This window comes from Streptococcus sp. 27098_8_134 (genome assembly GCF_041431675.1).
Classification (GTDB): domain Bacteria; phylum Bacillota; class Bacilli; order Lactobacillales; family Streptococcaceae; genus Streptococcus; species Streptococcus sanguinis_R.
Window position 1 is genome coordinate 1 of sequence record NZ_JAPVYD010000006.1, and the last position, 21,477, is coordinate 21,477.

Sequence of the window (21,477 nt, forward strand, 5' to 3'; positions counted from 1 at the left end):
ACAGGTTACATATCTCTATGTCACCCTGCACTTGGTTCGTCTTGTTCAGTTTTCAAAGGGCTTTGTCTTTCGCGACAACTATATTAGTATATCACCTATACCACCAACCTGTCAATACCTTTTCTAATATTTTTTAAATTTTTTGAAGTTTATTTTTCAACTGTAAGTATAAAGTTAATTTCTTTGTGCCTAGGGTGCTTTTTTATGTCATCTGACAGTATAAATTTCTATAAAATAAAAAGGTTGAGAAACATGCTCTCAACCATCTTTTCTTATTTATTTGACTTCTAACAGGCCAATATCTCCATCCTCACGACGGTATATAACATTTGTGCTGCTGTCCTCAGCATCGGAATAGATAAAGAAATCATGTCCCAATAAATCCATCTGCAGAATCGCTTCTTCCAAATCCATTGGCTTCAAATCGATGTGTTTTGAACGAACAACTTTTGACGGAATTTCTTCTGCTTCTTCAGCAAAGGAATCTGTGAAAAGCTGGCTTGTAGCAACCTTATTGCGATTCTTTCTTTCAATCTTGGTCTTATTTTTGCGGATTTGGCGCTCAATCTTATCTGTGACCAAATCAATTGATCCATACATGTCCTGAGAGATATCTTCTGCACGAAGAGTGATGGAGCCTAGCGGAATTGTCACTTCCACTTTCGCAGTCTTTTCACGGTAAATCTTGAGGTTCACACGCGCATCAAGTTCTTGCTCTGCTTGGAAATACTTCTCAATCTTCTCAAGTTTAGAAACTACGTAGTCACGGAGAGCATCTGTTACTTCTAGGTTTTCACCACGGATACTATATTTAAGCATATAAGTACCTTCTTTCTAAACATAAATGTTTTATTTATAATATCATTATAACGCTTTCATTCCTTTTTTGCAAATTTTTTCTTATCTTGCGATTGAAAATGTCAAAATTTCTTTCACTCCTGCTTCCAGCAAGATTTGCTTGGCTAATTGCAAGGTTTTTCCAGTCGTATAGATATCATCAACCAGCAAAATTTTATCTGGCAAATCAACTCCATTCTTAATTTTAAAAGCCTGCTGCGTCTGCAGACGCTCCTCACGTGTCTTGCTCGACTGTGCTAGGGTGTCTTTTTTCTCTAAGATATCTCTGTATGACAAGTTTGCAGCATCTAAAATCCCCTGCACTTGATTAAAACCTCTCACTTGAAATTTTTCGATACTGACTGGAATCGGAACAATGGTATGCTCTCTAAACATTTTGACTGCTTTTTTAGCTGCTTTTGCAAATACAAAGCGCAATACATAGTCTCCCTGAAACTTGTATTGACTGAAATATTCCTTCATTGCTTCATTATAGGTAAATAGTGACTGATGCTGGACTTGATTCCCCTCTTTCTCCCATTTTTGGCAATCTGCACATAAATCTGATTGCCCGTTGCGAAGACATCGAGGGCAATGCTCTTCAGATATGCGTTCAAAATTTTGATAACAAGTGGAGCAGCAGCTTGGTCCTTCTTCTTTTAATAGAAAAAGCCGTAAAAAACTACCTTTCTCCTTAATTTGCTCCTTACATAAAAGACACTCTGTCATAATCCCGCCTCCTTATTCATATCTCTCATTTCTCGAATTGCTTTTTCCATAGCAAGGGTAGTCCCATCATGAAAAAATAGCAACTGTCCAGTCGGTCTATCCATACTACGGCCAACTCGGCCTGAAATCTGAACCAGAGCACTACGACTGAACAAGCGATGATTGGCTTCCAAGACAAAAACATCCACGCCAGGAAAAGTTACTCCACGCTCTAAGATAGTCGTTGTCACCAAAATAGTGATCTCCTTGCGACGAAACTGCTCGACAATCTCTAGACGATTTTCTGTTGTAGAGGCGACAAAAGCCAGCTTTTCATCAGGCAGAGCTATCTGCAAAGCCTGAGCAACATCCTCTCCTCTTTGAATTTCTGCAGCAAATATTAAGAGAGGAAATTGAGTCTCCCTCTGTTTTTGTATATATTTTAAAAGTTTAGGTGCTATTTTCTTCTTCTGAAGATGTTTTTGAAAATCAGATAACCAAACTTTCTGAGGGATGGTCAAGGGATTACCATGAAATCTTCTGGGAAGACTCAGGCGTTTCAACTCACCTTTTTGAACTCTTTTATCCAATTCATCTGTGGAAGTGGCTGTCAGAAAAATAGTTGTAGCATCCTCTTTAACTGAACGCTCTACAGCGTGATACAGTATGGGATTATCCACATAAGGAAAGGCGTCTACCTCGTCCACAATCAACAAATCAAAAGCCCGATAAAATTTTAAGAGCTGGTGGGTGGTCGCAATTACCAAGGGGCTGCGAAAATAAGCTTCTGACTCCCCATGCAGAAGGGCTATTTCACAAGAAAAGTCTTCTTTTAGGCGCCGATAAAGTTCTAAACAAACATCAATCCGCGGACTGGCCAAGCAAACAGACCCTCCTCTATCAATAACTCTTGCAATCACTTGGTAAATCATTTCTGTTTTTCCAGCGCCAGTAACAGCATGCACTAACGTATTCTGTCTTTTCTCTAGCGCATCCAGTAAGCCTTTGGAGACCTTCCCCTGAAACTCTGTCAGTTGCCCCTGCCATTTAAGCACCTGTTTTTTAGGAAAATCCTCTTGAGGAAAATAGTAAAGTTTTTGGTCACTCCGTACCCGGCCCAATATTAAGCATTCTCTACAATAATAAGCTCCAACAGGTAGCTGATTTTCTCGTTCAATCAAGCTGTTGCAGCGTCCGCAGTGGAGCTTGCCTTTTTCTTCTCGGATACTGGGAATTTCTTTTGCTTGTGCTCGCAAGCTAGACTCTAACTGACTCTCTGTAAATATACGTCCTAAACAATCTTGCAACTCTAACATACTTATTTATTCGTAATTTTTTGGCAAAATTCATATTTTCTTGTAAAATATAGTTATGGAATTTAAGACAATTAAAGAAGATGGCATGGTTCAAGAGGAAATTAAAAAATCCCGCTTTATCTGCCATGTAAAACGAGTTTACTCCGAGGAAGAGGCTCGCGCTTTTATCACTGCTATAAAAAAAGAACATTACAAGGCCACTCATAACTGCTCTGCTTTTATCATTGGGGAAAAGAGTGATATAAAGCGAACTAGCGATGATGGTGAGCCCAGCGGAACAGCCGGAGTTCCTATGCTGGGAGTCCTAGAAAAGCACAATTTGACCAATCTTTGCGTGGTGGTTACTCGCTATTTTGGCGGTATTAAGCTAGGAGCCGGCGGTCTGATTCGAGCTTATGCCGGCAGTGTTGCTTTAGCTATTAAGGAGATTGGACTGGTTGAGATAAAAGAACAAGCTGGCCTGCGCCTAAGACTGTCTTACAGCCAATATCAGGATTTTACTAATTTTTTGAAGACAGAAAATCTTGCTGAATACGATACTGAATTTACAGATACCGTCTCCACCCTTCTTTTTGTTGATAAAGGTGAAAGAGAACTGCTCAAAGATAAGCTAACTGAGTTTTTTAAAGGCAAATTAGAAATGATAGATCAAGGACTGCGCCAAGTAGAAGTCCCCTTGACACTTTGACATAAAGAAAAGCTATGGCTCTCATAGCTTTTTTATATTTTACAAAGCGCTTATTTCATTTTATACTAATTCTATTAAATTATATTGAGGTATGTATTCTATGTCACGTATTTATCAAAACATTACAGAACTAATTGGACAAACTCCCATCGTCAAATTGAACAACTTGGTTCCAGAAGGAGCTGCTGAGGTTTATGTGAAGTTAGAGGCTTTCAATCCCGGCTCTTCTGTCAAAGACCGGATTGCTCTCAGCATGATTGAAGCGGCTGAACGCGATGGCCTTATCAAGCCCGGCGATACTATCGTTGAAGCAACCAGCGGAAATACTGGTATTGGCCTTTCATGGGTTGGAGCAGCCAAAGGCTATAAGGTTGTCATTGTTATGCCAGAGACCATGAGTGTGGAGCGGCGCAAGATTATCCAAGCTTATGGTGCTGAGTTAGTCTTGACTCCGGGTAGCGAGGGAATGAAAGGTGCTATTGCAAAAGCACAAGAAATCGCCCAAGAACGAAATGGCTGGCTGCCGCTGCAGTTTAACAACCCGGCCAATCCAGAGGTTCACGAACGAACAACAGGAGCAGAAATCATCGCTGCTTTCGGTGAAACTGGACTGGATGCCTTTGTTGGCGGTGTCGGAACTGGCGGAACTATTTCCGGTGTATCTCACGCTCTCAAAAAAGTTAATCCGGACATCCAAACCTATGCAGTTGAAGCAGATGAATCTGCTATCCTTTCTGGTGAGAAGCCAGGTCCTCACAAAATCCAAGGACTTTCAGCTGGATTCATTCCAGAGACTTTGGATACAGCAGCCTACAACGGTATTGTCCGCGTAACTTCTGATCAAGCACTGGAATTCGGACGTTATATTGGCGGTCAGGAAGGCTTCTTAGTGGGAATTTCATCTGCTGCTGCTATTTTCGCAGCTATTGAAGTAGCGAAAAAACTAGGAGCTGGTAAAAAAGTCCTTGCTCTGGCACCTGATAACGGCGAACGCTACCTGTCTACCGCTCTCTATGAATTTGATGCTTAGTATTTTTTGAAAAACATGTCCATTTCAACTTAGCAGTCGGCTATGAATTGAATAGCAATTCTATCCAAGCAAAATATCCTGTTCTCTTGTGGAACAGGATATTTTTTAAACTTTTTCTTCTTTTAAGAATTTTTTTGCCTCTTTGATCCAGATAGGCAGTTGTCTGCCTAAAGGTTCAAAACCAATTTTACAGCGGTCGTTTGAAAAGCGGTGGCGTCTAGGGAGGCGGTGCTTTTCTTCTTCCAGAGTCCGCATGGACAGACTGGACTTCCCAGAAAATTCATCATAGTCTACAACCTGTACCAAGACTTGCTGGCCGATCTTTACACTATCATGGATATTTTCAATATAGCCCGGACGAATTTCTGAGATATGAATCAGACCAATCGTTCCGTTTTCCAGCTCAACAAAAGCCCCATAAGGCTGAATCCCTGTGATTTTGCCTTTTAATTTATCACCGATTTTCATCAGTCTTCTACCTCAATTGTCTCAATCACAACATCTTCCACCGGCTTGTCCATCGCCCCCGTCTCAACAGCTGCAATCTTGTCCAAAACTTGGTAGGACGCTTCATCAGCCAGCTGACCAAAGACAGTGTGGCGCCGATCCAAATGCGGTGTTCCTCCCTGACTGGCATAGACTTCAGCGATAGCTTCAGGCCAGCCGCCGCGGCTCAATTCCTTAGCTGAATAAGGTAGATTCTTATTTTGAACAATGAAAAATTGACTGCCGTTAGTATTCGGCCCAGCATTTGCCATGGAAAGAGCCCCACGAATATTGTACAGTTCAGGTGAAAACTCATCTTCAAATTTCTCGCCATAAATAGACTGACCACCCATACCAGTACCAGTTGGATCTCCACCCTGAATCATAAAGTCCTGAATAATGCGGTGGAAAATCACACCGTCATAATAACCATCTTTAGCAAGGGCAATAAAGTTGGCTACTGTTTTTGGTGCCTGTTCTGGAAACAGCTGAACTTTCATGTCACCATGATTAGTCTTGATCGTCGCTTTTGGACCTTCTGCTGCTGCAAGTTCTACTTGTGGAAAATGTAATTCTTTTTCTACCATACCTAACTCCTCTAAGGCGGCAAAAACACCGTCTTCTTCTACTGTTTTTGTAATATAATCTGCTCTTTTTCGCAGTTTTTCATGGGAAACACCCATGGCAATGCCAATTCCTGCATAGTCAAATAATTCCAGATCATTGAGTCCGTCGCCAAAAACCATGACATTTTCAGGTTTCAAGCCCAGATGCTCGACAACCTTGGAAACTCCGGCTGCCTTGGAACCTTCTGTCGGCACGACATCTGACGAATGAGGATGCCAGCGAATCAAACGCAGATGCTCCGCTAACGCCTCTGGCAACTGCAGGCCATCTCCTCTATCCTCAAAAGTCCAAAGATGATAAATATTTTTGTCTAAATGAAAGTCTGGATTTACAGGCAAATCTGGATAAACCACATCAATGGCCTCTGAAATCAGAGAATTTCGATTGGACAAGGCTGCTCCATGGCTGCCGACCAGACCATAATCAATCCCTACTTCCTGAGCCCAAGCAATATAGGACGTCACTCGTTCGGACGGGATAACTGTCTGAGAAATCACCTTCCCTTTGCTGTCTTCGACATAGGCTCCGTTCAGAGTAACGAAAAAGTCTGGCTGCAAAGCTCTCAGTTCCGGCACGACACCAAACATTCCTCGTCCAGACGCAATACCCGTCAAAATCCCTTTGTCCTTCAACTGCTTGAAAACTGTCTGGATAGAGTCTGGGATAAAACCTGTATCCTTGACTCGCAGGGTATCATCTATATCGAAAAAGACAATTTTTATCTTTTTTGCCTTATACTTTAATTTTGCGTCCATATCTCCCCTTGTCCAATCTTAATCTTTTCTATTATACCATTAAAAGTCTTCTTGTGGGACAAGATGGTGCTGAAAAGCATAAACAACTGCCTGAGTGCGGTCGCTCACCTCCAATTTGGACAAGATATTGGAGACATGAGTCTTAACCGTTTTGAGGGAAATAAAGAGCTCATCCGCAATCCGTTGATTTTCATAACCCTTGGCCAAAAGCCCTAAAATATCACGCTCACGAGCGGTCAAATCCTCATGGAGCTCGATATGGTTACGATGATACTCCACTTTCTTACTGACCTCTGTTTCAATAGCAAATTCTCCCTTGGCCACTTTTTTGACGGCACGGAGAATTTCTTCAGCGCTAGAAGTCTTAAGCATATATCCATGAGCGCCTGCATCCAGAACAGGATAGATTTTTTCATTATCCAGATAAGAAGTCAAAATCAGAATCTTTGCTTCCGGCCATTCTTTTAAAATGGCCAGTGTCGCTTCAATCCCATTCATCTCAGGCATGACGATATCCATGATAATCACATCCGGACGACTTGCCAAAGCTTGCTCAACGCCTTCTTTACCATTGACTGTTTCAGATACTTCTGCTATATCCTCTTGCAGTTCCAGATAACTTTTCAATCCCAATCTGACCATCTGGTGGTCATCCACTAACAATATCTTCATGATCTTCTCCTTCTAGTAAAGGTATTGTGATTTCAATAGAAAGACCTTTTCTGGGGGCTGTCAAAAGCTTAAAAGTGCCCGCCATATCCCGCACACGGTCTTCCATATTTTTCAAGCCGTAGCTGAGTTCATCCTGAGCTAGCGGATCAAAACCAATGCCATTATCAGATACCTTGATTTTAAGCTCATTAGGTGCCTGATAGAGGTAAATATCCAGCCGACTGGCTTGGGCATGCCGCAGTGTGTTGTTGATAATTTCCTGCATGATTCTGAAGACATGCTCCTCCATCTGTTTGGGTAGATGCCCAACCTGATGATTGAAGTGAACATCAATGTCGCTTTTATCAGTCAGCTCCTTGATAATCACATCCATCCCTTCGATCAGAGTCTTATTTTCCAACTCTGTAGGCCGCAGGTGGAGCAGGAGAATCCGCAAATCCTTCTGGGCTGTGTCCAGAATATCTGCAATCCCCTTGAGCTGCTTTTGCAGTTTTTGTCCATCGAGCCGTTCTACATTTCCAGCCACTCCTGAAAGAATCATATTGGCTGCAAATAATTCCTGACTGACAGTATCGTGCAAATCACGCGCAATCCGCCGCCGTTCTTTTTCAATAATTTTTTCTTCTGTCTGCAGGGTTTGGTTTTCAGACTTCTGGAGATTCTCTGTTAAACGGTGCAGCCTTCTCTCAAGCTGATGCAGAGAGCGATCCAGCTCGGGCTGGTCTGTCGGCTCCAGCCTCCGTCCATCTAGCAAATGCCGAAGATTTTTTTGCACATGGGCTACCGACAGATATTGTATCAAGCGAGCTGCTATCACAATCAGAATGGTCAGTGATAAACCGATAATCACAACAAAGAAAACGAATGACTGCAACAGCTCCAAATCATTAAAGAGTTCCTGCCAAGTGAAATCAAAAATATTGAAAATATAGTGAAAGATGATAAATAAAACAAAGAAAGTATAGAGGAGAATGAGAAAATAATTTGATTTCTTCACTTTCTGACAACCTCCACATTTCCTAAGAAGCTGACGAGGACAATCTTCACTGTCTTATTGGCTCGTTTATAGTCTGGTGTCGTCAGCGAAATGGTTTCGTTGCGCAGCTTGCGAGATGGATGATGCAGAAAGTTCAGCTCCCCGTAAAGAGTATTGATTTGCAGCTGAATTTCCACATCCAGCGGTACAATAATCTTGGTATCGCCAAACCCTTTTCGAATGACAATGACATTATCATGGTTGACCAAAATCACATCTTCCAAATGAATAGTGTCTTTCCCAACGATACGCAAAAGATTGATATCGTGGAATTGACAGCTGTCCTTAGAAAAATGCTGCAGGTCTCCTAACCAGCGATTTTTTTCACTCTGAATTTCCACATCTTCTTCATAAATGAGATGGGTTTCTTGATTTTCCTTATAAATATAAGGATAGGCCACAATCATCCCATAAACAAGCGCGAATAAAAGGGCAGCAATGACGTAGGGATTGAGCATGATAATGAAAAACAGCATAATCATGGAAGCGACCAGCAGAAAATTCCCTTTTTGCTTGCCGAAGTAATAATAGAGCAGCAGCAAAAAAAGGACCAAGATAATGACAACTCGTGAAAAATCAGCTGCCAACATGGTCACCAATGCCATGGATAATAAGACTGTTTCAACAAAGACAAATAATTGAACCTTCCACATAGCCGTTTCCTTTCTCTACCTTCCTATTTTAACAAAATTAAACCAAAAAACCTCCGTCCAAGGCATGAAATGGGGAAATTTGTCCAGCAAAAAAGAAAAAACCATTCCTTTCAAGCCAGAAAGCTTAAAAGAAATGATCTTGCATCATTGATGTTCTGAAGAGCTAGAGCTACTAGAATGGCTTTCATCATCGGACGATGAACTGCTCTTCGAGTTGCTAGATGAAGATGACGAGCTAGATGACGATGGTGTTGTTGCTTCTGTCACGTAAAGAGTGATTTTTTCATTAGACTTGAGGTCAATTGTCTGACCAGCCGCTGGTGACTGAGAAGTTACCAAGTCTGCCTGAGTCGAAGTGACCGAACGGTCAACAACTCGCTCAATTCGGGAAGAAGAAATTCCCATTTGAATCAAGTAAGAACGTGCATTGGCGTAGGTGTACTGCATGCTGCCAAAGTCAGGCATGGACACACTAGTTACTTCTTTCGCCACTGTCAGCTTGATCTTATGATTAGAAGTCAAATCATAGGTCGAACCAGCTGCCGGAGACTGGCGAATGACCTGGCCTGGCTCGTACTCGTCCGATTCCTCCTCAACAATCTCAATCAATTTCTCAGAAACATTATAGTTTGTTTTCAGATTTTCAACTGCGGCTGATTTTGCTTGTCCAACATAATCTTCCATTACAAAGGTCTTGGGTCCCTTGGAGATAATCAGGTCAATCTTGCTGCCTTCGCGGCGCTGACTATTGGCCTGTGGATCAGTTTTAATGACTTTGCCGGATTCGACTTTGTCGCTGTATTCTTCCTTTTCGTCTCCGACAACCAGCTTCTTAGCTTCGATAGCGGAGCGAGCCTCTGCCACAGTCTGACCAGAAACATCTGGCACGCTGGTATTGGATGGGCTATTATAAAGAAGGACAACAAAAGCCGCCAAAACCAATAGGACTGCAAAGAAAAGTACTTTATAACGCGTTCTCAAGCGACGTTTCTTTGGAACTTTCTTAACCGCATCTGGTGTCTCTTCCTTAACTTCATCCGCTTCTGTTTTAACCGGAGTTGGCTTAACAGGTGGAACTGCTGGCTGAGGTACAGGTGAGATTTTTGGTAAGGTCTTGGTGTCTGCTTTCGCAACATCATCAAAGACTAATTTCTTTTCATTACGGCGCTCATAAGATAAGCTACTGGACAAGTCCACATACATCTCTGCAACCGACTGATAACGATCCGTCAATTTTTTGGCTGTTGCTTTAATGACCACATTTTCCAAGGCCTGAGGCACATTAGGATTTTCAGAAATGATGGATGGCAGCGGCTTTTGGAAATGCTGCAGGGCAATCGTAACGGCACTATCCCCATCATAAGGGATATGACCAGTCAGCATCTCATAAAAAATAATCCCCATCGCATAAATATCACTCTGAACAGTTGCTTTAGAGCCACGTGCCTGCTCAGGCGATAGATAATGAACTGAGCCCAGCATTGAGTTAGTCTGAGTCAGACTTGTCTCCGCAAAGGCCACCGCAATCCCAAAGTCTGTTACCTTGGCATTGCCATCTGGGGTTAAGAGGACATTTTGTGGTTTCAGGTCACGATGGACAATCCCGCGTGTATGCGCCAAGCGCATGGCCAGCAAGATTTGTCCCATGATTCTGACTGCTTCTTCATTTGAAATCGGAGAATTCTCTTTGATATAGCGCTTGAGGTCAAGACCCGCCACGTATTCCATAGCCAGATACTGCTGGCCGTCTTCTTCTCCAATATCAGTGATCCGAACGATGTGCGGATGGTCCAAGTCAGCCATCGCCTTAGCTTCCCGCTGGAAACGTGCGACAGCGATAGGATCTGTCTGGTAATTGGTCCTAAGAACCTTTACCGCAACTTCCTCACCATCCAAAATCAAGTCCTTGGCCAGATAGACATCTGCCATGCCTCCTCGGCCAATCTGCTTGATGATTTTATATCGCCCGGCAAAGATTTTGCCGATTTGAATCATGCCTTATCCTCCTTGTCAAAGCGAACCAGAGCAACTGTGATGTTATCCAGCCCTCCAGCATTGTTGGCAAAGCGAATTAAGGTTTGTGTTTTTTCAGACAGGCTGATGTCGCTAGTGACAATGTCACAAATTTCACTGTCTGAAATCATATTGGTCAGACCGTCACTGTTGAGCAGGAGGTAGTCACCATCCTCCAAGGTAATCATGCCATAGTCAGGCTGTACTTCGTCTTTTTGGCCAATAGACTGGGTAATGATATTCTTCTGCGGATGACGCTCTGCTTCTTCTGGAGTAATCTGTCCAGCTTTCAACAAAGCATTAACAAGTGAGTGATCATTAGTCAGCTGGCGGTATTCATCACCGCGAATCAAGCCAATGCGAGAATCACCAATATGGGCATAGATGGCTTGATTATCAATGATAGCCAAGGCTTCCAAAGTCGTGCCCATGCCCTTGTATTCTTCATCTTGACCAAATTGATGAATGCGCTGATTTTCCTCTTCCAAGTGCTCCGCAAACCATTCACGCACCTGATTCACCGAATCAATCTGTGTATCAACCCAGGCAGCTCCTAAGTCTGTCACAGCCATTTCGCTGGCAATGTTTCCAGCTCTGTGACCGCCCATACCATCTGCCAAGATGATAAGGGTCTTGCCCGCCCGGTTCACAAAAAGATTGGCATAATCTTGGTTATTTGTACGCTTTTGACCAACATCTGTTAATAATGAAATTTCCATACTGTCAGTTTCCTCCTCTTATTCCGATATCTTCCTAAATTGACTGATAAAAAATCCGTCGCTTTCATATAATTCCGGCGTAATCAAGATACAGCCGTCTTTGACGATATCTTTTCTTTCATGGTCTAATAAGACTTGCTCAAAGTTCGGATGACTGGCCAGAAATTTCTCGACAACCTCAAAATTCTCTTTGGCCATAATCGTGCAAGTACTATAAGCTATTATACCACCTTTACGTAGACTTTGACAAACGCTGTCTAGTATATCCAGCTGAATTTTTTGTAAATTCTCAAAATCTGCATTTTCTTTATTATATTTTATATCTGGTTTGCGGCGAATTAAGCCAATACCAGAGCAAGGAGCGTCCACCAGGATTTTATCGAAAGCATCTGGGCCAAATGTCTCAAACACCTTGGTCGCGTCTAGCTTTTTAGTGGTGATTTTATCAGCCAGAACCAGCCGTTCCGCATTTTCTTTTACGAGCTCTAACTTATGATCGTAGAGGTCCAAGGCTGTAATGTGGCCGCTCGTCAGATAGGAAGCCATGTGGACAGTCTTTCCGCCCGGTGCACTGCAGGCATCCAGAATCTGCTCCTCCCCTTCGATGGCCAGAGTCGGAGCCACAAGCTGACTAGACTCATCCTGAATCGTAATCGCTCCGCTTTCAAAGAGCTGGTGCCCAGCAAAATGTCCCTGTTTCTTAACCAAGGCTGACGGAGATAAGAACGAGTCCTCAGCCCCTAAAAGCTGGCGAAGCTCTGCCTTTCGCGACATAGCCGTCACGCGAATGCTGGCCTTACTACGAACAAAGAGACTGGCAAAGATAGCTAGAGCTCTTTCTTCGCCATACTCTTCTATCAGGTCTTTGACCAGCCAGACCGGCAGAGAATACTGAATCGAATAGCGTTTGTTTTTGCGCTTGATTGTTTCAAAATCAGCTACACCCTCACGCTCAATCCTACGTAACAAGGCATTGATAAATTTCTCACTGCCGCGCTTACGGATTTTCGCAATTTCAACGGCCTCATGAACAACTGCATGCTGAGGGATTTTATCTAGATAGAGCATCTGGTACAGACTGAGCTCAAGCAAAATATAGAGCCAGTTATCCAATTTGTCTCTATCCTCAATCAGATGGGATAGATACCATTCCAGAGTGATTTTCCGAGCAACTGTGCCGTAAACCAGCTCTGTTACCAGACCTTTATCTGCTTGACTCAGCGAACTTTGACTCAAAGCCCGGTTTAAGGCGATATTGGAATAGGCTCCTTCTTCAAAAACTTCTTCCAAAATTTCCAAGGCCTGCCAACGGGCCGTTTTTTGCTTACTTTCCAAAAGTATCTCCTATGGACAGGCTGCGGCCCAGTCCATTCAAAAAATCAACGATAGCCATCTTGGGCTTACCAGCAGGCTGAACTGTCTTCAGCGAGAGGGCTCCCTTACCAGCTGCAACCACCAGTTCTTTTTTACTAATAGACAATATCTGTCCAGGCTGACCGTCGCCATCTACCATATCTGCTTCGTAAATCTTAAAACGTTGCCCTTGCAGCAAGGTATGAGCTACCGGCCAAGGATACATGCCACGAATTTGATTGAAAATTTGTCGGTTTGTTTTGCTCCATTCTATCCGCTCTTCTTCTGGGCTGATATTCGGAGAGAAAGTGACCTGACTAGGATCCTGCGGCTGAGGGATAATCTGCCCTGCCCTATAAGCTGGCAAAACATCCAACAACAAATCTCGACCGATAAGCGCCAATTTTTCAAAGAGAGTTCCGACATTGTCAGTCTCTTCAATCGGCGTCGCCTTACTGGCTATCATATCTCCAGCATCCATTTCCTTGACCATTTCCATAATCGTAACACCCGCTTGCTCATCGCCATTGATCAGAGCATAGTGAATGGGCGCACCACCTCGGTATTTAGGCAACAAGGAGGCATGAACATTCACCGCAAAGTCAACACTGTCCAGCAAGCGGCTAGGCAAAAACTGTCCGAAAGCAGCTGTGACAATACCATCTGCTTCTAAGTTCATCAACTCCTCTAAATCCGAGCTTTGAGCCAGCTTTTCCGGTTGATAAACTTGCAGCCCGTATTCCAAGGCCAATTCTTTTACTGGAGTCATGCGAATCTCTCTTTTACGGCCGACGGCCCGGTCCGGCTGCGTCACCACTGCTAACACTTCGTATTGCCCGCTGTCCAGCAGCCCTTTTAGGACAGTCGCTGAGAAGTCCGGTGTTCCCATAAATATTATTTTCATCATTTTAAACTATTGATTCCTTCTTTGTTCCTTCCCTTATTATATCAGAAGTCGTCTGCAACAACCTTAATCTCGCCTAAAAAGCTTTACATAAAATTTTGTGGTTCATTATCAATTGTCAGGCGTAAATCTTTATTGTCCCGATTCTGTGTCCAGTCCAAGACTTGATTTAGTGTCGCCTGCAGCTTGTCCTCAAAGCGATATTTGAGCAGAATCTGATAATGATAGAGATTGTGGGTGCGGGCAATGGGCTTCGGCATTGGACCTAGAATTTGCACTTTTTCTGACAGACCGCTTCGCAGAATATCCATAACTTCATAAGCTTTTCGCACTGCTGTCTCTTCATCCTTGTGCGACAGGGTTAGACCGACCGTAAAGTAATAAGGCGGATAACCTAGCTGCCGGCGGATTCCCATTTCATAAGCATAAAAACCTTCATAATCCTGCCGCTTGGCAAATTCAATGGCATAATGATGAGGATTGTAGGACTGGATAAAAACCTGACCAGCCTTTTCAGCTCGTCCAGCACGGCCGGCCACCTGAGTCAGCAACTGGAAAGTTCGTTCTGAAGAGCGAAAGTCCGGCAGATTAAGAGCTGTGTCTGCATTGAGAACGCCAACTAGCGTTACGTTTGGAAAATCCAATCCCTTGGCAATCATCTGAGTGCCTAAGAGAATATCTGCCTGACCCTGACCAAAGCTTTCTAAAATGGCTTCATGACTGCCTTTCTTACGTGTCGTATCTACATCCATCCTCAAAATGCGAGCCTGTGGAAAGAGCTGAACCAGCTCATCATAAGCTTTCTGCGTCCCAGTGCCATAATAGCGGATGCTGCGGCTGGCACAGTTAGGACAACTCTGAGGAATATTCTTAGTAAGACCACAATAGTGGCAGTTCATGGTCTTGGTGTCCATATGCAGGGTCAGAGAAATATCACAGTTAGGACAGCTGTCAACAGTCCCGCATTCCCGACACATGACAAAGCTGGAATACCCCCGCCTATTAAGCATGAGAACCGTCTGCTCTCCCTTATCCAGACGATCTTGAATAGCCTCTAGCAGGACTGGGGTGAAATTACTGGCCTCATGCTGCCCGATATAATCCCGAAAATCCACCACTTCCACTTGAGGAATCTGCGCCAGCGGATTGGCACGCTTACTGAGCAACTGAAAATCATAGACACCACGGCTTGCTCGAGCACGGCTCTCCAGGCTCGGAGTCGCCGACCCCAGCACTAAAACAGCTTGATTGTACTGAGCTCGCAGGAGAGCCACCTCTCTGGCATGATAGCGAGGATTGGAATCCTGCTTATAGGAGGATTCATGCTCTTCATCAATGATGATGGCTCCAATATTTGTCAGCGGAGCAAAAATAGCTGAACGCGCGCCTACAACAACCTGAGCAGCTCCTCGCTCCACCTTACGCCACTCATCATATTTCTCACCGTCAGACAGGCCTGAATGCAAAATAGCAACTTGGTCGCCAAATCTAGAAATAAAGCGGTCAGTAACCTGCGGAGTCAGAGAAATCTCCGGAACCAGCATGATAGCGGTCTTGCCTTGGGCCAGTGCCTCTGCGATGACCTGTAGGTAAACTTCGGTCTTCCCACTGCCCGTAACCCCTTCTAAAAGAACTGGCTGAGAATGACTCTGACCAATTTTCTGAGTGATTGCTGCAACCGCTGCGGCTTGTTCATCATTTAAGGTCAGACTTTGCTGCTGACGCTCCTTTTGGAAATAAGCAGCAGAACGGCTGATTTCTCTATCCTCAATGCTAATTAGATTTTCTTTGATAAAGTAATTAATAATATCCCGCGAAAAGTTTTCTCGCAAATCAGCCAAGAGCCGGCTATCTTGCTGCTCTAGCAAGACTTCTTTTAATGCTTGTTTTTTCTTGGCCTGTCGGGGAAGATCTTGATTTTGCAGAGCGGCATGATTGATCTGATACCATTTCTCAGTCTTAATATGCTTCTTGTCCGTCGCCTGATACTCCAGTCGAATGCGGCCAGTCTGGGTCAGTCGCATCAGCTTGGCCTGACTTTTCTTGTCCAAATCAGAGAAGCGAAGACTGTCCTCCTGACCAAAGATAGCTGAGCGTTCCTCATCATTCAGCAGCTCTGTCGGATAGAGCAGTTTATCATAGCTGGAGTTGAGAAGACTAGGCAACATGGCCTTTAAAAGGCTAATCTTATAAGAAAAGACTGACTTGCGCAGCTCGTCCGCCAGCCAGAGCTGTTCCTGATTCAGCACGGGACTGAAATCAAGGACTTCTGCAATTTCCTTCAGCTCTTCTTGGCCTCCCGTCTCATCAAAGCCGACCACAATCCCCTGAATCAGGCGATTTCCCTGCCCAAAAGGGACATGGACTCGCATGCCAGCTGTCAGCATTCCTGCAAACTCTTCTGGAATAGCATAACTATAGGGCTTGTCCGTCTGCATCAGAGGAACATCCACAATAATCTTTGCCACCTTCATATTCTCACCCCACTTTCCTAAACATCATTACAGAAAAAATAAGATTGAGCATCCCCAACCTTAAATCTTCTCACCTTCTTCTTTTTCTTTAGCGATTTGCTCTTTAATCTTGCGTTCTTCTTCTTCTTTACGCAGGCGCTCTTCTTCTGCTCGACGACGAACTGCCTCGCGCTTGCCTTCTGGATCTGGATGGATAACAACATTACCGGATTCAATTTCTTCCAAAGCACGAAGAGTGGATTTGACAGACTTGAATTCCTGCGTAGCGGGAGCTCCAGCTTCAAGCTCATGCGCGCGCTTAGCTTCTAAAATAACCAAGGAATACTTTGACGGAACCTTGTCCAGCAAAGTGTCAATAGACGGTTTTAACATCATAATTTTCTACCTAATTTCTAACTTTCTATCGAATAATCGTTTCATTTTTTGGAAGCATGTCCTGATAACGGCCGATAACACGGTCTACTCGGAAATGCTCTGCTTCAATCACGCGCTTTACACGGTCGGCAGCCAGCGGCACCTGATCATTGACAATGGCATAATCATACTCGCGCATGAGGGCAATTTCTTCTTTGGCCTTTTCAATGCGCTGGGCGATAATCTCCGCACTGTCTGTCCCACGTCCGACCAAGCGGTCTTTAAGTTCTTCTAAGTCTGGAGGAGTCAAAAAAATAAAAACGGCATCTGGAACTTTTTTCTTGACTTGCAAAGCTCCCTGAACCTCAATCTCTAGGAAGACATCAATACCTTTATCCAGCGTTTCATTGACATAAGTCAGAGGCGTCCCGTAGTAGTTTCCTACATACTCTGCATACTCCAGCATCTGGCCCTGGCGAATCAACTCTTCAAACTCCCCGCGAGTGCGGAAGAAATAGTCAACTCCATCCACTTCACCTGGACGCTGAGGACGAGTCGTCATGGATACCGAGTACTGGAATTGGTTATCAGTGCTTTCAAAAATTTCTCGTCTAACAGTCCCTTTTCCTACACCAGAGGGACCAGAAAAGACGATTAGTAAGCCTCGTTCCGTCATCATGTCTCCTTCACAGTCTTTCTATCTAGTGTAACAAAATTAGACTGATATTTCAAGAGGATAGGAAGAAATGTATGTGTCTAGAATTTTGAGAAAATAGAAAAATAAGCAAGCAATCATACGGAAAACAAATAGGCCAGCAGAACATTCAAGAAAAAAGCAATCTGTTACCAGACTGCATTTCTTCTTTATTTTGCGTAGTCAACGGCTCGCATCTCACGGATAACCGTTACCTTGATATTGCCCGGATATTCCAAGTTGTTTTCGATCTTTTCACGCACATCGTGCGCCAAAATCGTAATCTTGTCATCCTTAATCTTGTCCGGCTGAACCATAATCCGGATTTCACGGCCGGCTTGTAAAGCAAAGCTGTTCTTGACACCCTTGAAACTATTAGCGATTTCTTCCAAATCTTGGAGACGCTTGATATAGCTTTCCAGAGATTCACTGCGGGCACCCGGCCGAGCAGCACTGAGTGCGTCTGCTGCAGCTACGATAACAGCAATGACACTTTCTGCTTCCACATCTCCGTGGTGGCTGGCAATGGTATTAACAACGACTGGATGCTCCTTGTACTTACGAGCCAGTTCTGTCCCGATTTCCACGTGGCTGCCTTCAACCTCACGGTCAATAGACTTACCAATATCATGGAGAAATCCAGCACGGCGGGCTAAATTGGCATTTTCACCCAACTCAGCAGCAATGATGCCGGAAAGCTTGGCAACTTCAATAGAGTGACGCAGGACGTTCTGGCCATAAGAAGTACGGAACTGCAAACGACCCATGATTTTCATCAGATCAGGATGCAGGTTAGGTGCTCCGATTTCATAAGCTGCGGCTTCCCCGTACTCACGGATGCGATTGTCAATTTCCAGACGGTTCTTCTCAACCAACTCCTCGATGCGGGCTGGGTGAATACGACCGTCTTTCAAGAGTGCTTCCATGGTCATACGAGCAATTTCGCGACGAATCGGATCAAAACCTGAGAGAGTGACTACTTCAGGCGTATCGTCAATGATGACATCAATACCAGTCAGACTTTCAAAAGTCCGGATATTGCGACCTTCACGGCCAATAATCCGACCCTTCATACTGTCATCTGGCAGATGCACCGTTGAGTTGGTTTGCTCAGCGACATAATCTCCGGCAATACGCTGCATGGCTTGGACCAAGATATTCTTCGCAACCTTGTCAGACCGCTCTTTGATATCTTGCTCCGCATCCCGAATCCTAGTCGCAATCTCTTTAGAAAGCTTGTCCTCGGTCTGCGTCAAAATAATATCACGCGCTTCTGTCTGCGATAGCGAAGCAACTCTCTCCAGCTCTGCTGCCTTCTGCTTTTCAAGTTCCGCTACTTGTTCTTCACGCGCATCAATGTGTTTAGATTTATCTGAGAGACTTTGTTCTTTTTGCTCCAAAGCCTTTTCTTTGTTGCTTAAATTATCGTCTTTGCGGTCAAGGGTAGAAGCGCGCTCTGTCAAGCGGCTTTCGATTTGTTTCAACTCTTGACGTTCAGACTTAAATTCTGCATCAACTTGTTCACGATATTTTCTGGCTTCTTCTTTTGCCTCCAAAAGTGCTTCTTTTTTAAGCGAACTTGTTTCCCGCTTGGCTTCTTTGACAATCAAATCAGCTTCGCGTTCAGCTTGTCCGCGTAAATTGGTTGCTTCTTGTTCAGCATTTAAAAGAGTAAGCTCTGCAGCTTCTTTAGATGATTTCATCTTAGCCGAGACACTTACATATCCAATCACTAAACCAATGATGGCAGCAAAAACAGACATAATTATAGGAAATAGGTCCATGTTTTTACTCCAAATCTATTTAATTGTTGAATTCAAAATTCCATACTATTCTATCACAAATCTAAAAAATTCACAAACCTATTTTTTGAAAAACAAGAAAGCTTTTGTCCATTTTTTAGAGACAAAATCTTCAAAGTTTGTAGAAGCCTGAGCACCAAAATATTTTCAAACCATAAGCAAGATTGTTCAAATTTTTCATTCCTTTAAGACGCAAACTTTATTCCCAAATAAAAATTTTTTATGCTATAATCAGAGAAGAAAAGATGCATATGAGACTGGCTTTTTCTTAACTAACAAGACAAACCTATGGCTTGATATCACTAGAAAAACCTTCTCGCACTCACTACATTGTAAAGGAGAAACCATGTCTAAAGAAGTTATCGTCGAAAGCTTTGAGCTGGATCACACCATTGTCAAAGCGCCTTATGTCCGCCTTATCGGAGAAGAAACTGGCCCTAAAGGCGACATCATTTCCAATTTTGATATCCGTCTGGTTCAGCCGAATGAAGATTCAATCCCGACAGCCGGTCTGCATACCATCGAGCATTTGCTGGCCATGCTGATTCGCAAGCGCATTGATGGTATGATTGATTGCTCACCTTTTGGCTGTCGCACTGGTTTTCACATGATTATGTGGGGCCAACACAGCTCCAGCCAGATTGCTCAGGTCATCAAATCCTGTCTGGAAGAAATCGCTGAGTCAACTAGCTGGGAAGATGTCCCTGGAACAACCATTGAATCCTGCGGAAACTACAAGGATCACAGCCTCTTCTCAGCCAAAGAATGGGCTAAACTTATTCTCAGTCAAGGAATCTCTGATGATGCCTTTGAACGCCATGTGATTTAAAACAATAAAAAGTTCTCGAAATCGAGAACTTTTTTTGTGCATGTATAATGAAATCCATCAACAAACTAGAAATCAAGTGAGTCAGCATGACCCGGACCATTTCCGACGAAGTATCCAGTCTTACAGTTGATACTGAAGAGATAGGTGCCGTCTGGTTTGAAGAGGTTGTAGTAGCCGTTTCCTTTGATAATATTAACGCGTTCCAGAATATAGTTGTCTCCAGAAATGTAGCCGCGCTCACGAGAAGTTTGCAAAATCTTCTCCAGAACACCAGGATTGAATGTCCAAGCTGGATTGTTGACGTCATCAATAGCTGCTTGGTTATAAGGGACACGACTGAGATCTCTCTGCAGGTTTACTCCATTGCTTGGAAGACCATAGCCAGAGTATGAGCTGGAAGCTCCTGAACCAGAAGCAGATGCACTTGAACCGCCACTTGTACCTGCACCTGTCCCTCCTTGATCAGTAGCAGGAGCTGGTGTTGGTACCTGTTGGCTACGTCCTTGGGCAATCGCTGCCTTCAGAACTTCATCTAGCTTAGCATTGCCACTTGATACATCTGAGAAGGTCGCATTTGTATTCGCCTTAGCTTCCTTGTTCAAGACACCGTCAGTGATAGCTCCGCCGTCAAACTGCGAATTGACACTTTGGATAGCCGAAATCTGCTTGACTAAGGAATCATACTTGCTCTTGGCTGCATCATAGTCTTTGCTTCCTTTTAGCTTTTCAAGCAAGGTTTTTAATTTTTCCAAGTCTCCGAATTTACTGTTTTTGACAGCTGTCTGATTGCTATCTGTGAAAAATGCAGCATACTCATCATTAAAAGATTTCAAATTCTTGGCAGTATTTTCAGAGCTAGAGGAAGACGAACTTTTTTTGCTGGACTGCGATGTTGAAGAGCTGGAGCTCATAACTGTTTTATTACCCCAATTATGCCCCAGAGCAAAGTAAAGCCCTGTGCCCGCTACAGCAATCCCTAAAAGTCCTAAGACTGGATAGAGGAAAGCTTTTTTCTTGTAGAAAGGTGTCTTAGGAACTTGTAATTCCTCCTCATCAAGCGGTTCTGGAATAGGACCGTAAGATGTCTTTTGAACGGGAGCAGCAATCGAATCCGCCTGCTCTGAGCGTTGACTGCGAGATCCTAAGGGATTTGGATCTGCTTCCGGCTCACTTACAGTCTCAGTGGCTGTCGACTGAGCTGTTGGAAGCTCCTGTTCACTTTCAACCTCTTGGCGTCTTTCTTTGATGAAGTCGGTCAAATCAGAAGAGGCTTGCTCAGCCTGAGCGGCTTCCTGCTCCTGCAGCTTTCTGATTTTCTGGGTTTCAAATTTTCCAGCTTCGATTTCCTGACGGTGCTGCTTGATATACTTATCCAGCACATTGTCACTTTCATTCACACCGGCTTCCAGCTCCTCTTTCTTACGAGTGGCTTGGCCGACTGTCATTTCCTTGGCCTCTTCAAAATCAAGGACAGACTCTTTCTTTTCTTCTTCCGGTGAGTAGTTTTCTTCTTTCGTCACGGCAAAT

At 43.8% G+C, this 21,477-nt stretch carries 20 protein-coding genes; 3 read left to right on the forward strand and 17 right to left on the reverse strand.

Annotation, left to right across the window (positions count from 1 at the left end; translation table 11 throughout):
• Positions 1 to 276: 276 nt before the first annotated feature.
• From hpf to O3620_RS11280, 3 genes are all read right to left on the reverse strand, one after another.
• Complete coding sequence (gene hpf, locus O3620_RS11270; RefSeq protein WP_002901241.1) at positions 277 to 819, reverse strand: ribosome hibernation-promoting factor, HPF/YfiA family; 543 nt, start codon at positions 817 to 819, stop codon at positions 277 to 279.
• Between the two features lie 81 nt (positions 820 to 900).
• Positions 901 to 1,566, reverse strand: a complete 666-nt coding sequence (locus O3620_RS11275; RefSeq protein WP_002920043.1) for a ComF family protein — start codon at positions 1,564 to 1,566, stop codon at positions 901 to 903.
• Positions 1,563 to 2,861 (reverse strand): DEAD/DEAH box helicase, encoded by a 1,299-nt coding sequence (locus O3620_RS11280; protein WP_002920044.1) that lies wholly within the window; start codon positions 2,859 to 2,861, stop codon positions 1,563 to 1,565. Before O3620_RS11280 ends, O3620_RS11275 begins: the two co-directional genes overlap by 4 nt.
• Positions 2,862 to 2,916: 55 nt before the next feature.
• Here O3620_RS11280 and O3620_RS11285 point away from each other — a divergent pair, with 55 nt between their 5' ends.
• Both O3620_RS11285 and cysK read left to right on the forward strand, forming a co-directional pair.
• Positions 2,917 to 3,549: a YigZ family protein gene (locus tag O3620_RS11285; protein ID WP_002903261.1), complete on the forward strand. Its 633-nt coding sequence runs from the start codon at positions 2,917 to 2,919 to the stop codon at positions 3,547 to 3,549.
• 100 nt (positions 3,550 to 3,649) lie between these two features.
• Positions 3,650 to 4,579: a cysteine synthase A gene (gene cysK / locus O3620_RS11290; RefSeq protein WP_002920045.1), complete on the forward strand. Its 930-nt coding sequence runs from the start codon at positions 3,650 to 3,652 to the stop codon at positions 4,577 to 4,579.
• A gap of 105 nt (positions 4,580 to 4,684) precedes the next feature.
• Here cysK and O3620_RS11295 read toward each other — a convergent pair whose 3' ends face one another.
• The 13 genes from O3620_RS11295 to O3620_RS11355 all read right to left on the reverse strand — a co-directional run bounded on the left by O3620_RS11295 (position 4,685) and on the right by O3620_RS11355 (position 19,103).
• The gene (locus tag O3620_RS11295; protein WP_002901252.1) at positions 4,685 to 5,047 is read right to left on the reverse strand and encodes a S1 RNA-binding domain-containing protein; all 363 of its coding nucleotides are present in this window, start codon (positions 5,045 to 5,047) and stop codon (positions 4,685 to 4,687) included.
• Positions 5,047 to 6,447 (reverse strand): bifunctional Cof-type HAD-IIB family hydrolase/peptidylprolyl isomerase, encoded by a 1,401-nt coding sequence (locus tag O3620_RS11300; RefSeq protein WP_371601743.1) that lies wholly within the window; start codon positions 6,445 to 6,447, stop codon positions 5,047 to 5,049. Before O3620_RS11300 ends, O3620_RS11295 begins: the two co-directional genes overlap by 1 nt.
• Positions 6,448 to 6,486: 39 nt before the next feature.
• Positions 6,487 to 7,119, reverse strand: coding sequence for a response regulator (locus O3620_RS11305; RefSeq protein WP_371601744.1), 633 nt, complete (start codon positions 7,117 to 7,119; stop codon positions 6,487 to 6,489).
• Complete coding sequence (locus O3620_RS11310) at positions 7,097 to 8,116, reverse strand: sensor histidine kinase (protein ID WP_002920049.1); 1,020 nt, start codon at positions 8,114 to 8,116, stop codon at positions 7,097 to 7,099. Before O3620_RS11310 ends, O3620_RS11305 begins: the two co-directional genes overlap by 23 nt.
• Positions 8,113 to 8,808, reverse strand: a complete 696-nt coding sequence (liaF, locus tag O3620_RS11315; RefSeq protein ID WP_002920051.1) for a cell wall-active antibiotics response protein LiaF — start codon at positions 8,806 to 8,808, stop codon at positions 8,113 to 8,115. The genes O3620_RS11310 and liaF overlap by 4 nt, the downstream gene beginning before the upstream one ends.
• Before the next feature lie 144 nt (positions 8,809 to 8,952).
• Complete coding sequence (gene pknB, locus O3620_RS11320; protein ID WP_002920055.1) at positions 8,953 to 10,803, reverse strand: Stk1 family PASTA domain-containing Ser/Thr kinase; 1,851 nt, start codon at positions 10,801 to 10,803, stop codon at positions 8,953 to 8,955.
• Complete coding sequence (locus tag O3620_RS11325) at positions 10,800 to 11,540, reverse strand: Stp1/IreP family PP2C-type Ser/Thr phosphatase (protein ID WP_002903268.1); 741 nt, start codon at positions 11,538 to 11,540, stop codon at positions 10,800 to 10,802. The genes pknB and O3620_RS11325 overlap by 4 nt, the downstream gene beginning before the upstream one ends.
• Before the next feature lie 18 nt (positions 11,541 to 11,558).
• Positions 11,559 to 12,875: a 16S rRNA (cytosine(967)-C(5))-methyltransferase RsmB gene (gene rsmB / locus O3620_RS11330; protein WP_371601745.1), complete on the reverse strand. Its 1,317-nt coding sequence runs from the start codon at positions 12,873 to 12,875 to the stop codon at positions 11,559 to 11,561.
• Complete coding sequence (fmt, locus tag O3620_RS11335; protein WP_004185635.1) at positions 12,865 to 13,800, reverse strand: methionyl-tRNA formyltransferase; 936 nt, start codon at positions 13,798 to 13,800, stop codon at positions 12,865 to 12,867. Before fmt ends, rsmB begins: the two co-directional genes overlap by 11 nt.
• Positions 13,801 to 13,883: 83 nt before the next feature.
• Positions 13,884 to 16,271, reverse strand: coding sequence for a primosomal protein N' (locus tag O3620_RS11340; RefSeq protein ID WP_371601746.1), 2,388 nt, complete (start codon positions 16,269 to 16,271; stop codon positions 13,884 to 13,886).
• Between the two features lie 60 nt (positions 16,272 to 16,331).
• On the reverse strand, positions 16,332 to 16,646 hold the full coding sequence (gene rpoZ, locus O3620_RS11345; RefSeq protein ID WP_002893503.1) for a DNA-directed RNA polymerase subunit omega: 315 nt from the start codon (positions 16,644 to 16,646) through the stop codon (positions 16,332 to 16,334).
• A 25-nt stretch (positions 16,647 to 16,671) separates the two neighbouring features.
• Entirely contained in the window at positions 16,672 to 17,304 is a 633-nt protein-coding gene (gene gmk, locus O3620_RS11350; RefSeq protein WP_002920059.1) for a guanylate kinase, read from the reverse strand.
• A gap of 185 nt (positions 17,305 to 17,489) precedes the next feature.
• On the reverse strand, positions 17,490 to 19,103 hold the full coding sequence (locus O3620_RS11355; protein WP_002893506.1) for a ribonuclease Y: 1,614 nt from the start codon (positions 19,101 to 19,103) through the stop codon (positions 17,490 to 17,492).
• 364 nt (positions 19,104 to 19,467) lie between these two features.
• Between O3620_RS11355 and O3620_RS11360 the strand changes: the two genes are divergently transcribed.
• Entirely contained in the window at positions 19,468 to 19,950 is a 483-nt protein-coding gene (locus O3620_RS11360; RefSeq protein WP_002893508.1) for an S-ribosylhomocysteine lyase, read from the forward strand.
• A 65-nt stretch (positions 19,951 to 20,015) separates the two neighbouring features.
• Here O3620_RS11360 and O3620_RS11365 read toward each other — a convergent pair whose 3' ends face one another.
• The gene (locus tag O3620_RS11365) at positions 20,016 to 21,470 is read right to left on the reverse strand and encodes a cell division site-positioning protein MapZ family protein (RefSeq protein ID WP_002920060.1); all 1,455 of its coding nucleotides are present in this window, start codon (positions 21,468 to 21,470) and stop codon (positions 20,016 to 20,018) included.
• Positions 21,471 to 21,477 lie beyond the last annotated feature (7 nt).